Here is a 13,591-nt window from a genome sequence, read left to right on the forward strand (position 1 = left end):
CAACGTTAATTTGGTTAAATAACAAGAAGGCGATACTTACCAAAGTAAGAATCGCCTTCTTGTTATTGTACTCTTCCTACTACTTAGTGCGGCACCTGTGCACTGAAATCATCTCGGCTGGAACGATCGGCATTGTAGAACACCACGTCTCCGTCCCTTAAAGTGAACGAGTTGCCGTAGCTATCTTCGACTTGACGCTGAAATCCTTCCAGCAACCATTGGTTCATCAGCGGTGCATGGATATATTGCAGATGCGGAGCCTTCAGATTCCCTTCCTGGATGGACTCCAAGTTAAAGTTGACCACGATATAACCATTTTTCAGGAAGATCGGTGACTTTGCATCCAAACCACCATGGGTACGCCCATACTCGGCCAGATTGGTTCCTGCTTGAACCACGTAAGGCTCGGCAGGTAGACTATACTCTCCATACCACTGCTGAATAGCTGCATTCGCACGAAGCACATCCGCACTTGCGTTCGTCGGAATATTCGTTTTGGGTCCGATAAACGTACGCAGTTGCTCTGGCATCAGCAATAGACTGTATCCGCCTACAGGGGTTTTCATCTTCGTAAATTTATCCCGATAATACTCCTGATACGTCCGTTCACTCATCATCCCTGGATGAATTTCGCCATAGCGATTATATTTGTAGGTCGCCGTATCTCGTAGCTGTTCCGAAGGTACTTGACGTAACCGATCATTGAGAATGACAAACCGCTTGACTTGATCCTTTGCTGAACCAATACGAATAAAACTTCGCTGGTTCGTCGAGTAATACAGATCTACCGGAACGCGTGTTTTCCCGTCTTTGCTGACAAAATCAAAGGTCGGAGTCAGGCGAATGCCGTCTCTGGGCCCGAACATATTGCCCTTGGTTTTGAAATCAAACTTAAAGTGATATCCCGTCTTCACAGCCACATTCTGATACCCTTGCAGCGGATGACTGCCTGGGCGAATCGGTACGGTGAACTGCGGTTTGTTCCCTCGCTTGTCACCGTCGATGCCCTGCGTTCCCGTCCAATAACTGATCCAGGTTGTGGCAATACTACCCTTAAACCGCCGGAAAACAAGCTCCCAGTTGTAGTCTGCAATGTCCGTGATTTCAAAGTCGTATAACCTCCCAATGACCTCCACGGACACTTCGTCGCTGGCCAGATGATAGGTTAGATCTGTATTGGCATCGGGTTGAGCATTGCTCCTGGACATCGATTCAAAGTCGGCAGGTGCATTCTCTGCAATATTGCGGAACTCCACCTGGTAATCTCCTTCGTCTACCCATACAGGCAGATAAAAGGTGGTATCGAGCACGTACACCGGAATATCAATCCACGTACTCCGCGGGTAAAACTGTGTCCGGTCGGCACTGTACACGTCAAACGGAAACCGCACCTGTTTGATTCGATAATATTTGGCATAATCCCGATCCCCATATCCCGGATACGAGTTGACATCCAAATGCTGTCCGCTCGTGGGGATACGGACTGTGAACGGCCGCTCCAAAATAAGGGCAGATCGCTCCATATTCGGTATCGTTTTCTGATTATAAGGTTGATCGTCTGAAACAAGGGAATAGTTCACGACTGGCGTATGAACAGTGACTGTGTTAATCCCGTAGATTTCGTACTCCAGTTCTTCTTCTTCGGCATCAATACTTCCATCGGCCAGAACATAACGGATCTGACCTGTGCTGGGTTGATCTTTCTTATTTGTCTTCTCGGTCGGAATGTAGTTGTACGGACTGTACAATACATCTTTCCCGATTTCCACCGGTGCAGGAATTTGACCAGGCTGTGGTCCTTCCCTGTCCGTACGCTGTTTATCCATGATGGTCTGGCCCTGGAACACTAGAAAATCATTTTCAACCTGCACATCAGGAACAGCAGCTTCCGCTACATCCTGCAGATTCTCCGAATCTGGAGACGGCCTGCTCGTTCCGCCATCCTTGCTTCGAGCAGGCCCTTGCTGCTTGTCAGGCGGTGGTGCCGGGTAGAAGTCTCCCGTTGTATCCGCCTGAAACTCGGGCGGGGTGTATCCAGAAGGAGTAATTGTAATCTGCTCCCCGTAAAAAGCATAGTTTTCTAATGTCGCTTCCTCGATGTTGTAGACACTAAGTTTGTTAATCGTCCAATACGCATACGGTCGGATCACAGTGTATGAGCTGGGCACCACTTCGGTATCCCTCATCGGTGTCCGAACGGTCTCAGATTCCTCATCCTCACCCGTTGTAGTCTCCTCTTCGGTCCAAGTTAAGGTCCATGTCTGTTCCACCTCGACGGTATATGTACACGTTCCTGTCATCTGTATGAATTTATTTTCGAACTGGTAATCTCGGCTAAAGACATTCCCGTACAGACTTTCCGATGTCGGAATGCCTTTCAGCACGTCGAACGGTTCACTACCTCGCTGATCAGCCTTAATTACAGCTGTCACAGCTGGGTCCATGTCCTCACCGTCCATCATCTGTCCAGGCTCCGGCGTGGTGCAGACGTTATCTGGTTCGTCCGGATCATCATCTGGAACTTTTAGTCTGTAGTAGTAATAGACATAATATGTTGGAAACTTGCCATCATATTTGAACCCTGCTGGGTCTCCAGCAGTTCGAGAACCGCCCGTCACTTTTGGCTTTTCCCGAGTACTCTTCTTGTGACCTTCATATGTATATTTTTCGCCTGGGGCTGTATGAGAGAACCTATAGTCTATACCCTTCTCTAACTTTATTTCCTTATCTCTAAACCCATCAACACCATCTAACGGATTACCTTTTGTATCAAAGTGCTGAATAATAGCCATGCCCTCAGCTGGTTCGAGTTCAATCTTGAAGAGAGTAGGGAAATAGTAACGCCAGCCTTCTACGTTTGGCGAGAAAACAGTACCATTTTTTCTTCTTTCTTCTTCCTTTCTGTTAACGGCTTCCACTTTTGCTTTCAAGATACCATCCAGTACGAATACTTCTTTAGATGCTTTGTTTGTTCCCTTTCCATTAACAGGTGTATCATCATAATTATCGTAGTCTCTACTTGATGTGGCATTCTGATAATATTGTTTTGGGTTTTCTCTTAATTCGCCTGTCCTAGATTTTTCAAAGGTTAAGTCACCAAGTTTTGTACCGTCAGCAGCTTTCCATTCATATTTGAATTGTTCGACCGTAATGTTTTTAACCTTTCTGTTCGATCCGAACGTAAATTCATAAGTTCCGCCATCTACCTTTGGAACCTTTGAGTCTGGATGATGACCAGCACCTGTCCATTGTCCTGCTGAATTACTCCAAACTTCGTAGTATACCATCCCTACAAAGTAATACAGATTTGGGTTATCCTTGTCCTGCAGGAGCCTATTTGAACTAATAGAGTGGACAGCTGCTTCGGCCTTTCCTGGGTGATACGTGAATATAACAAGCACAGAAGATAAAATAATTACTAGACTTAATAGGGAACTGATCGCCTTTTTCATCAAGACCATGACCCTTTATTTAAACGGATTAACGATCGCTACGGCATAATTGTCGAGATCGCCATCCCTAAGAAGAATATAATCAGCTTGAGTAATTTTAAAATTCATCCAGTCTGTGTAGTTTTGAATGTAGTTTCCATTCTGAAATTTATCTGACTGACTCACAACTGGATAGTAATTCAGCCCTGTTTTGTCACCATTGTCAATAAAAGCTACGTCGATGACTCCACGCGATTTTGCATGATTATTTTTGATCAAAAAGGCAATAGGGTTTCCTCTGTGATTACTACGAATCTGAACTTCATCATCTCCCGTGATTGCACTTTTGATTACTTCCATACTATATACCACCTGGCTATTTCCTAACTGGATAGGAAGGTCACTTTCTTTGATGATCTTTACGCCTGAATACTTCTCATCATTAATATTCTTGAACATAACATCACTTTTTGTATACGCCTTGAAATCACTCAACTTCGTAAGCTTGAACTGCTTGTCATCTGTACTCCGGAAGTCTTTGTTCCCGATCCAGACCCAACGGCCAATCTTGTCCCACTCTACCTTCTGGCCAAGACCTTCACTCACCAGACGCAGCGGAACGAAAGTCCGGTTTTGCTTCAGAATGATTTGCGTACCATAGTCCTTCTTCTGGCCATCGACGAGGGCTGAAGTTTGCCCGATCGTCATGTCCACTTTATGATCTTTGCTGATGATCCCGACCTTGGAAACTTTGCCAACCTTCGAGTATGCCACCTTTGCACCCAGGGCTTCTGATATAAATCGGATTGGAACCATAACGCTACCTTGGCCATCCTGGAATGGCTTCGCATCTGGAAATTTCATTTTAACGGTATTCAGCAATACCTCTACTTGCTTCGGAGTGCTTGCAGCTGCAACTACTTCGTTTCCCGAACCTATCATGCTTACAGTCAATGTACTTGCTAATACAGTTAATAAAAGTTTCTTCATTATCTAAATCCCTGCTTTCTATATGTACTCTTCTCACTTTAACTTCCCAGTAGCTTTTTCTTTGCATAGGTATAAAAAATCCTAAGTATCAAACAAAAATTAGAAATAGTAATAATATTTCACTATTAAATCCTCATGTAATATAGGTATAAGAATTCAAAATAATATTCTTCTCCATCACCCTGACACTCTTCCCAAAGAAAGTTATTCAGATTGAAGCAACCACTTTGGCCCACCCACATGTTCAACTTCATGAGTATTATAGTCAATTGCAATAGAAATTCTTTGATTAATATCGTTCTTCACATACCCATACAACACCACCTTCGAATTTATATAACCCGGAAAAACCTGAGAATCTGTAAATTTAACGGTAATATTATACTCACTTTTAAAATATTCAATTCCTATGGGAGTGGCCTTTCTAACAATATTATTATTTTTCACTTGATATGTAATTGCACATCCACTCACCAATAAGACTAAAGACGCAAATATTATCAATACAGTCTTCAGTTTAGCACTCATTTAATACTACCTTCTTTATTGGTCTATTATCTCTTTGTTCGGAACCTTAGATCCAGAAGGATAACCTTCACATGTCCACTTTCCTCTGAATCCCTCCAAACTTCGTAATAAACATCCCGACAAAGTAATACAGATCGGGAATACCCTTGTCTTGTAAGAACCTGTTTGAACTAATAGAGTGTACGGTTGCTTTTGCCTTACCTGGGTGAAGCGTGAGTATAACAAGCACCAGAGGACATTATACGTACCAGACTTATTAAGGAACTAATCGTTCGTTTCATCTTGATCAGCCCCTACTTGAATGGATTGACGATTGCTACAGCGTAATCTTCCAAGTCGCCATCTTCCAGTAGAATATAGTCGGGTTGTGTAATTTTAAAATTCATCCAGTCCTGATAATTTGAAATATATTCTCCATTTTGAAACTTATCAGACTCACTGATCACTGGATAATGGTTCATCCCCGTTTTATCGCCGTTATTTACAAAAGATACGTCGATAACGCCGCGACCCTTCACATGATTATTTTTCTTCAAAAAGACAATAGGATTACCTCTATGATTACTGCGAATCTGAACTAAATTTTCACCAGTTACTTTGCTTTTAATCATATCAATGCTATAGACTACTTGGCTGTCGCCCAACTGGATTGGAAGGTCACTTTCCTTGATGATCTTAACTCCTGAAAAGGTTTTATACTTTATGTTTTTGAAGTATACATCGCTTTTGGTATACGCCTTGAAATCATTTAGCTTCGTCAGTTTGAATTCCTTATCATCTGTACTCCGGAAGTCTTTGTTCCCGGTCCAGACCCAACGGCCAATCTTGTCCCACTCGACCTTCTGGCCAAGACCTTCACTCACCAGACGCAGGGGAACGAAAGTCCGGTTTTGCTTCACAGCTGCAAATGCTTTGTTTTCCGAACCTATCATGCTTACAGTCAATATACTCGCTATTACAGCCTAAAAACAGTTTCTTCATTATCTAAATCCCTCTGCTTCTGCTTTCCATATGTACTTCTTCTCACTTTCACTTCCCAGTATTTTTTTCTTTGCATAGGTCTAACAAATCCTAAATATCATACAAACTTGGAGAAATACGACCACCATTTGCATTATTCCAACGGCGGATTACGCTTTATTATGAAATCGTGCGGCCCCATTGCATTTCTTGGTTCAAATGTATTGATATTAATAGAGAGAGATACATGTATCTGTTGATCTTCTTTTACGTAACCATACAGAACAATATCCTCTGTAACAGGAGTATTTAATTCATACTTTGTGAAAATTATATTTGCACCATAATATTTCATAAAGTATGCTTGACCGATAGGTACTGCTCTTTCATATAATGCCTGTTTTTTTGTCTCTGATATCTTACTATATATAAAAAGTATACTAATAAGGACCAATAAAAAAATAAAAAACTTTCTGTATTTCAAAGAAACCACCTCAATTTATGGTAAAATAATACTATGTACAGTTTAGTTCATATGGTAAAATAATACTACTTTTATTCAGAATAAATATCAAAAAAGGTGTGTCCAAATGAGTAATTTTATTAGTGATGAAACCTACCACTCCATATCTCAGGAAGTTTATAAAAGTGATATCCCATCTGAGTCTTCACTTGAGAATAGCACTGACTGGAAAGTAATCAAACCTTCAGGTATGCTCAATGACGAGAAAAGTGGATTTCATGCTGAAGTTTTCTATAATAAAAAAACGGATCAAGTCATCATTGGTTACAGAGGAACTGAGCCACCTGACCGCCCCATTAAGAGCGTGATAACAGACTACGGAACGGACATTAAAGACGTAATTGGGGGACGTACCAAATACGCAGAACAACAGTGGACAAGTGTCCATAACAACCCGAATTTAAATGAGGCTGAAAAAAAACTTATATCTCCTCAAGTATATGGTCCTAACTCTCAGTATGAAAATAATCAATTCTATCAGGCAGATCAATTATACATATCCGTTAGAAAAGAATACCCACAAGCAGAAATTTCTACTACAGGACATTCACTGGGAGGAGCGCTTGCTCAATACGTCTCTGTTAGAAACAACCTGTCATCCACTACATACAACCCAGCTAGCATTCGAGCAGTTGTCTCCGATGATATCCTGAAGAAAATAGATGCCGGAGAATATGACAAAAAAAACACAGCTTATGTCAACCCAGGAGATGGTGTTGGAGCAGGTTTTTTCAATTCATCGACGCGGCATGCAGCCAATACAATCATGATTAATAAGACGTACGAGGAAGCAAATAATAGATATGTTCAAATCACTATACCTATAATATCCAAATCAAGCGGTACTTCTTCGGGTATTTCCACACCCTTTTGGAAGAATATCACTTTTGTATCTACTACACTCCCAATAGGTACTCAAGGCATGGGGGAAAAATTATTCAATTCTTTCGGTGGAGAAAAGGCCCACGGCCTGGAGAACTTCAAGTTTGACAAGAATGGCTTTATTACAAATACACTTTATACACGAGATGGTGAAGTAATTGGTGGAAATCCAAGATACACGGAATACATAAATACCCTGCTTGCCAATGAAAAAATGAAGGATACCGTAAATAAATTAATTGAAAAGTATGGTGCCAACCTAGGACCTCTTGGACAAATGGCTGCTGCCGGTGCCGGGGTTACCATCCAACTCTCACTAGAGAATCTTCAAAGAGCTGGACAAAAAATGCAGCAGCATGTAAATGAATTTCAATCTAGCCTCCCCACAGCAACCAATGCCATTCTCAGACTTATTGAGTCCAGTGATAGCCGCTCTCTTGAACCTATTGTCGATCGGTTAACAAGTGATTTGCACAAATTTAGCCGCTGGTATGAAGAAGAAGCACATGTCATTGCAGAGTATATTAATCAAAAAGCGGAAGATTTCAGACAAGCCGACGAGGGTTAAAAAGGAGCGACGAAGCATATGTCACGGAGCATTGTTGTAGAATTAGTTGATTTGATGAATGCCGAGAAGGAAATCAATGATTTAATGGATATGCTTGAAGCTAACAAACGTCATGTAAGATCCATTGATGAAAGTATTGGAGATTGGAAAGGTAAATCTGCAGAAGAATTGCGAAGAAAGATGGATCGTTTCCAGAACATTTTAGGAGAATGGATTGCAGATTTCAAGCAGCAACAGATTGAGCTTGTGAAGTATACATATCGTATGGAGCGTGCAGATCGGGGAAATTAGGATAATACTAAACTGATAAATAAGGATGTAAAAAAGAGGCTCCCTACCACCGATATGGTAAGGAGCCTCCTTCACTATAAAAAATTCATTTAAACGAAATACGACCCGAGGGATGCTCAGGCAAAATAGCTGTAACCAACTGCTGGACAGCCGGATGATCAGACTGCATTACCGAATCCCCGGCATCACCGCTATATACCAGCTTTCCCTGATCCATCACGGCAATGCGGTCACAGATCGTCATGGCAGCTCGAATGTCATGTGTGATAAAAAGGTAAGACAACCCGTAGGATGCTCTTAACTCTCCCAGTAAGGATAGGATTTGCGTCTGGTGCACCATATCCAGGCTGCTGATTGATTCGTCCAGTACGATTAACTTTGGCTTGAGCGCAATGGCTCGTGCGATGTTAACTCGCTGTAATTGCCCACCGCTGAACTGGTGCGGAAGCTTGCTCCCATCCTCAGGTGTAAGCCCAACCTGCTCAAGCAGTTGTCCAACCACACGAAGTTGTTCTTTTCCCGACAATCGCTCATAATTATCCAGTGGCTCACCGATGATCTGCGCGGCAGTCATGAGTGGATTCACAGCCGAATAACAGTCCTGGAACACAACCTGCAGATCACGCCGTAATCCCTTAAGCACGGGTTTGCTGGATCGATAAATATCCTGACCTTGAAATAAAACCTGACCCTGGCTGGGCTTCTCCAGACCAAGAATGATTTTGCCCAAGGTACTTTTACCAGCCCCGCTCGTACCCAGCAGTCCCAGACACACACCCTTTTCAATCGTAAGCGAGATGTCTGCCAGCACAGGAGGACGCGCTCCTGAACGATCCAGCCAATTACGTTTGCCATAGCTATGGCTTATTTCACGTACCTGAAGCATCAGGTCATCCTCCTCTCTTGTACTTGGCAGAAGCAATCTCCGAAGAGGCCGAATCTACACATCACCATGCCCATTCCACCCCTACGACTACCCACTCAAAATACAGTTCATACCCGCTCTACGCATACACTCACGGAACGATTCATCTCATCAGTCATTCGCTATCGTCCTAAAGACATACTTGGCCTGGCATTTAACAACATCCGGGTATACTCATGCTGCGGGTGGTCGAACAGTTGGTAAACATCCGCCTGCTCCACAATTCGTCCCTTCTGCATGACCGCGACTTCATCCGCCATTTGCGAGATCACACCCAGATCGTGAGAGATGAGCAGGATGGATGTTCCGTATTCGGTACGTAACCGATCCAATTCCTGAAGCACCTTGAACTGATTCACGACATCCAGTGCCGTCGTTGGTTCATCAGCAATAACCAAGGCGGGTCGCAGGCACATCGATATGGCGATCATCACCCGCTGCAACATGCCGCCACTCAGTTGGAATGGATATCGCTTCATCAGTTTAGCTGGTTCGGGCAAGTTCATATCTGCCAAGGCAGCAATAGTCCGCTCTCGGGCTGCTACTTTGGACATTCCTGAATGCGTACGCAAAGTTTCAATGAACTGAGATCCAATCGTATATACGGGTGTAAAAGCATTCATCGGATTCTGCATAATAAATCCGATGTCCTTGCCCCGGATGCGCCGCATCTCCTCGCCTGACAACGAGCCAAGCTCCCGTCCATTCAGACGGATGCTGCCCGACACTTCCATCCTGCGCGGATCAAGCAGATGGAGCAACGCGTTACACGTAACGGTCTTGCCGCTGCCACTCTCACCGACGAGACCGAAGACACGACCTTTTTTTAATTCGAAATCAATAGGCTCCAGTAACGGGACTGAACCCTCCGCTGTTCTAAGATTCACTTGCAGACCACGAACTTCGAGTACTTTCGCTGCATCATCCATCGTTACGTTCACCTCCATATGCCTTTGGTTCCGAACCACTACCTTTTTGCTATACCATAACGCTCGGATAACGCTTCTCCCAAAATGTTGAACGTAATGACGACGAGCAGAATCAATGCCCCTGGATAGATCATCAACTCCGGATGACTGCGAATGTAACCCGTCCCTTCATGAATCATGGCGCCCCATTCTGCATTCGGGGGTTGAATACCGAGTCCCAGGAAGGACAGAGCAGATATATCCATAATCGCCCACCCCATCTCCAGCGTACCCATCACAACGATCGGACGCTGCACGTTGGGGATGATATGTTTCCGAATAATCGTCCAAGAAGAGGAGCCGCTAATCCGCGCCGCTGCGATGAAGTTCCGTTCTTTCAGACTAACGACCATGTTCCGGCAGATACGTGCATAATACACCCACTGTACCATCATGAGTGCTAGAAGCACCTGCATCAGACCTGGACCAAAGATCCCTACAATACCGAGCACCAGCACCAGATTCGGAAACGCCATAATGCCTTCACACAAGCGCATCAACAGACTGTCCACCCAACCACCAAGGTAACCGGAGATTGAACCTACAATGACACCAATGAGCAAAGATGATAGGAAGATCAGGGTAGCAAATCCGAGCGACACCCGCGCTCCATACATCAGCCTGGTGAGATTGTCGCGTCCCAGATGATCCGTTCCGAGCCAATGCTCAAGCGATGGACTCGCCAGCTTCTGCAACAGATTCACCTTCACCGGGTCATGAGGAGCAATCCATGGGGCTAATAACGCGATCACGAAGAAAAGCAATATGATCACCGAGCAGATCTGGATGGCTCTCTGTCCTTTAAATACCGCACGCCATTTGTTTATCAATGTTCTGCCCGTCCTTTCGCTGAAATCCGTGGGTCCATAACGAGCTGCACCAGATCAACGAGCAGATTGCATACGATGAACAGGCAGGCCGCCAGGAAGACATAACATTGAATAACGGGAATATCCCGGTTAAATATCGCATCGACAAAATAACGTCCGAACCCCGGCCAGGAAAACACCTGCTCTACAATAATGGTGCCTGTGAGCAGCTTGCCCATACTCATCCCCATCCCCGTAATAAGGGGCGATATGGCGATTTTCAGGACATGCTTGAGCATAATCACTCGTTCGCGAATCCCGCGTGTTCTTGCGTACTGTACATATGTCTCCTGCAATTGCTCCAGTACACTGGAACGTAACAATCGGGTGTAGACCGCAATCAGGATCATGGAGAGTGTAATCGTAGGCAGAACCAGATTCTCCCACGATCCACGTCCCTCCACAGGCAGCCAGTCCAGCTTCACCGAGAAAAAGAAGATCAGCAGGTAACCGAGCCAGAATTGCGGAATCGACGCTCCAAAATAGGAAATCGCACGGCTGACCATGTCAATCCAGCTATTCTTATACACCGCCGCCAGTATTCCCAAAGGTATACTCACCAAAATTGATAACAGCATACTCCAGAAGGCTAGTTCAGCCGTAGCGGGAATCCTTAGTTTCACTTCATCCCATACGGGTTTGTTGGTGAGATACGAAGTTCCGAAGTCGAGCTTGGCAATCTTCTGAATCGTATGCACATATTGGGTTAATAAAGGCTGATCCAGACCGAACTCATGCCGTTTTTGCGCAAGCAACTCAGGTGTTGGATAGATATGAGCAGCTGTCAGATAAGCCTCGGCTGGATCAACCGGTGAAATATGAATAAGCGCAAAGGTAACAAGTGTAGCGATAAAAACGATAGGAATGATCGCGATCATTCGTTTACCAATATAACCGATCACCAAACATTCCTCCCTTTATCAAGCTACATGACCTTTCCAAGGCCTTACCACTCCGAAATTAAAGTCATTACGACTTATTGATTGCCTAATTCAATACCCACAAACGGATTTTCATCACGGTTCGCCGGGAAAATAAAGTTGGAAATTTTCTTCTGATAAACAGCCATTTTCTTAATATAAGAGATCGGTACGATCGCCGATTGCTCCTGAAGTGTTTTCAGGATGGAGCCATATAACTCCTGGCGCTTCGTCTCGTCTGTAGATGACAGGGCTGCATGCACCTGATCGTCCAGTTCCTTTTTCATCGGCAACGCACTCAGGGTCTCGGAAATCCCGAATCCAGGGCTTGCCACAACATTAATGAAGGAATGTGGATCATACGGCGCGCCATAGTTGTACCAGAAATACAGGTCGAAATCATTGGCTTTTAGACGTTTGATCTGAACCGTAAGTTCCAGCCCAGTGAGTTTTACCTTAACCCCAAGCTCACTCCATTCTGCCTGAATGGTCTCAGCCATCGCTTTCTGAATCGGGTCCGTCTTGTCAAAAATCATCTCGAAATCAAGCTGCTGACCATCTTTCTCACGAACCGTACCACCAGCCGGTAACTTCCAACCCGCTTCATCCAGTAAAGCTTTGGATTTCTCCACGTCATACGTGATCGGTTCCAAGTCTACATTGGTATACGGATAGTTTTTGGACAATACGGTATCGGCTGGTTCTTCCAAACCGGAAGTCACGCCTTCCACCATCGCCTTTTTGTTAAACCCTTGCTGGAGCGCCATCCGCACTCTGACATCGGACAGCTTTGGATTGGAAGAGTTCAGCAGCAAGCTGCGAGTGCCTACCGGATCAGACAGTTGGGTTACATACTCATCGTTGTCACGAAGTTGTTGGAATGCATCCAGACTGATCATACCTTCACCATAGATCAAGTCGAGATCGCCTTTTTCAAAAGCAAGGACACGGGTCTCCCCATCAGGAATGATCTTAACCGTAATCTGATCTACCTTCGGTGCTGTTCCCCAATAATTCGGGTTACGTTTAAAGACGGCATATTCGTCCTGCTTGTATTCAGCCAGCATCCACGGGCCCGTTCCAACCGGCTCTTTGATGCCTTGGGATGTATCTCCGTCATCCGGGAATCCGGCTTCACCCAGGAAGCGGAAAGGACGAACCACCGACAAGTCCTGAAGAACAGGATAATACGGCTCTGTGAGTGTCATGCGGAAAGTCTGATCGTCCACAACCTCCGTCTTGTCGAGCACACCTACAATGCCCAGCCAGCTATGTGTGTCTTTATTTTTCATTACAGCGTCAAAATTCTTTTTCACAATCTCAGCATTAAATGGCGTACCATCTGAGAATTTCACACCTTGGCGAAGCTTGAATGTATATACTTTGCCGTCATCGGAGATGGTCCATGATTCTGCCAGCGCAGGTTCCAGTTTTCCGTCCATCTGGTAACTGATCAGCGGCTCATAGAGCATGGATTGGGCAAATAATTGCGAAGGATTGTACGTGTGCGGATTCATTGTACCGATATCACGTGGCCATGACATCGTAATCGACTTCGTAGATGTTTGATCCGAAGCAGCAGATGAGGATTCATCTCCACTTCCTGTATTGCTACAACCCACAATAACGAATAACAACAAGAGCATAGTTGCCAGTGTAAGGGCTGAAGATTTGCGATGTTGTACAGACATGGATGTTGAACCCCTTTTCTCTATTTTATGATAATGATTATCATA

General features: G+C 44.4%; 12 protein-coding genes. 2 read left to right on the top strand and 10 right to left on the bottom strand.

The genetic code is table 11. The features are described from left to right. Positions 1–83 precede the first annotated feature (83 nt). The 5 genes from MKY66_RS28660 to MKY66_RS28680 form a co-directional block, all read right to left on the bottom strand. A complete protein-coding gene (locus tag MKY66_RS28660; RefSeq protein WP_339806533.1) occupies positions 84–3,461 on the bottom strand; it encodes a DUF5704 domain-containing protein in 3,378 nt (1,125 codons plus the stop codon). A gap of 6 nt (positions 3,462–3,467) precedes the next feature. Continuing rightward, a complete protein-coding gene (locus MKY66_RS28665; RefSeq protein WP_076212153.1) occupies positions 3,468–4,421 on the bottom strand; it encodes a copper amine oxidase N-terminal domain-containing protein in 954 nt (317 codons plus the stop codon). Positions 4,422–4,625: 204 nt separating this feature from the next. Then, entirely contained in the window at positions 4,626–4,949 is a 324-nt protein-coding gene (locus tag MKY66_RS28670) for a hypothetical protein (RefSeq protein ID WP_083657135.1), read from the bottom strand. Between the two features lie 293 nt (positions 4,950–5,242). After that, positions 5,243–5,893: a stalk domain-containing protein gene (locus tag MKY66_RS28675; RefSeq protein WP_256704255.1), complete on the bottom strand. Its 651-nt coding sequence runs from the start codon at positions 5,891–5,893 to the stop codon at positions 5,243–5,245. Between the two features lie 170 nt (positions 5,894–6,063). After that, the gene (locus MKY66_RS28680; RefSeq protein ID WP_076212157.1) at positions 6,064–6,393 is read right to left on the bottom strand and encodes a hypothetical protein; all 330 of its coding nucleotides are present in this window, start codon (positions 6,391–6,393) and stop codon (positions 6,064–6,066) included. A 106-nt stretch (positions 6,394–6,499) separates the two neighbouring features. Here MKY66_RS28680 and MKY66_RS28685 point away from each other — a divergent pair, with 106 nt between their 5' ends. Continuing rightward, positions 6,500–7,882: a hypothetical protein gene (locus MKY66_RS28685; RefSeq protein ID WP_076212167.1), complete on the top strand. Its 1,383-nt coding sequence runs from the start codon at positions 6,500–6,502 to the stop codon at positions 7,880–7,882. Positions 7,883–7,900: 18 nt separating this feature from the next. Continuing rightward, positions 7,901–8,173, top strand: coding sequence for a hypothetical protein (locus MKY66_RS28690; protein WP_076212169.1), 273 nt, complete (start codon positions 7,901–7,903; stop codon positions 8,171–8,173). An 85-nt stretch (positions 8,174–8,258) separates the two neighbouring features. Here MKY66_RS28690 and nikE read toward each other — a convergent pair whose 3' ends face one another. The 5 genes from nikE to nikA all read right to left on the bottom strand — a co-directional run bounded on the left by nikE (position 8,259) and on the right by nikA (position 13,546). Beyond that, positions 8,259–9,059, bottom strand: coding sequence for a nickel import ATP-binding protein NikE (gene nikE, locus MKY66_RS28695; RefSeq protein ID WP_076212171.1), 801 nt, complete (start codon positions 9,057–9,059; stop codon positions 8,259–8,261). A 161-nt stretch (positions 9,060–9,220) separates the two neighbouring features. Further along, positions 9,221–10,027: an ABC transporter ATP-binding protein gene (locus MKY66_RS28700; RefSeq protein ID WP_076212173.1), complete on the bottom strand. Its 807-nt coding sequence runs from the start codon at positions 10,025–10,027 to the stop codon at positions 9,221–9,223. A 38-nt stretch (positions 10,028–10,065) separates the two neighbouring features. Then, complete coding sequence (gene nikC, locus MKY66_RS28705; protein ID WP_036606611.1) at positions 10,066–10,896, bottom strand: nickel ABC transporter permease subunit NikC; 831 nt, start codon at positions 10,894–10,896, stop codon at positions 10,066–10,068. Further along, positions 10,893–11,837, bottom strand: a complete 945-nt coding sequence (nikB, locus tag MKY66_RS28710) for a nickel ABC transporter permease subunit NikB (RefSeq protein ID WP_076212175.1) — start codon at positions 11,835–11,837, stop codon at positions 10,893–10,895. Before nikB ends, nikC begins: the two co-directional genes overlap by 4 nt. A gap of 74 nt (positions 11,838–11,911) precedes the next feature. Further along, complete coding sequence (gene nikA / locus MKY66_RS28715; RefSeq protein ID WP_076212542.1) at positions 11,912–13,546, bottom strand: nickel ABC transporter substrate-binding protein; 1,635 nt, start codon at positions 13,544–13,546, stop codon at positions 11,912–11,914. Positions 13,547–13,591: the final 45 nt, after the last annotated feature.

Origin of the sequence: Paenibacillus sp. FSL R5-0766 (assembly GCF_037971845.1) — a bacterium.
GTDB lineage: Bacteria > Bacillota > Bacilli > Paenibacillales > Paenibacillaceae > Paenibacillus.

What these genes read in the sequence shown, in the direction of transcription:
- MKY66_RS28660 (WP_339806533.1), bottom strand. Translation starts at nt 3,461, where the DNA reads ATGGTCTTGATGAAAAAGGCGATCAGTTCCCTATTAAGTCTAGTAATT.
- nikE (WP_076212171.1), bottom strand. Translation starts at nt 9,059, where the DNA reads ATGCTTCAGGTACGTGAAATAAGCCATAGCTATGGCAAACGTAATTGG.
- nikA (WP_076212542.1), bottom strand. Translation starts at nt 13,546, where the DNA reads ATGTCTGTACAACATCGCAAATCTTCAGCCCTTACACTGGCAACTATG.
- MKY66_RS28690 (WP_076212169.1), top strand. Translation starts at nt 7,901, where the DNA reads ATGTCACGGAGCATTGTTGTAGAATTAGTTGATTTGATGAATGCCGAG.
- MKY66_RS28700 (WP_076212173.1), bottom strand. Translation starts at nt 10,027, where the DNA reads ATGGATGATGCAGCGAAAGTACTCGAAGTTCGTGGTCTGCAAGTGAAT.
- MKY66_RS28685 (WP_076212167.1), top strand. Translation starts at nt 6,500, where the DNA reads ATGAGTAATTTTATTAGTGATGAAACCTACCACTCCATATCTCAGGAA.
- MKY66_RS28665 (WP_076212153.1), bottom strand. Translation starts at nt 4,421, where the DNA reads ATGAAGAAACTTTTATTAACTGTATTAGCAAGTACATTGACTGTAAGC.
- MKY66_RS28670 (WP_083657135.1), bottom strand. Translation starts at nt 4,949, where the DNA reads ATGAGTGCTAAACTGAAGACTGTATTGATAATATTTGCGTCTTTAGTC.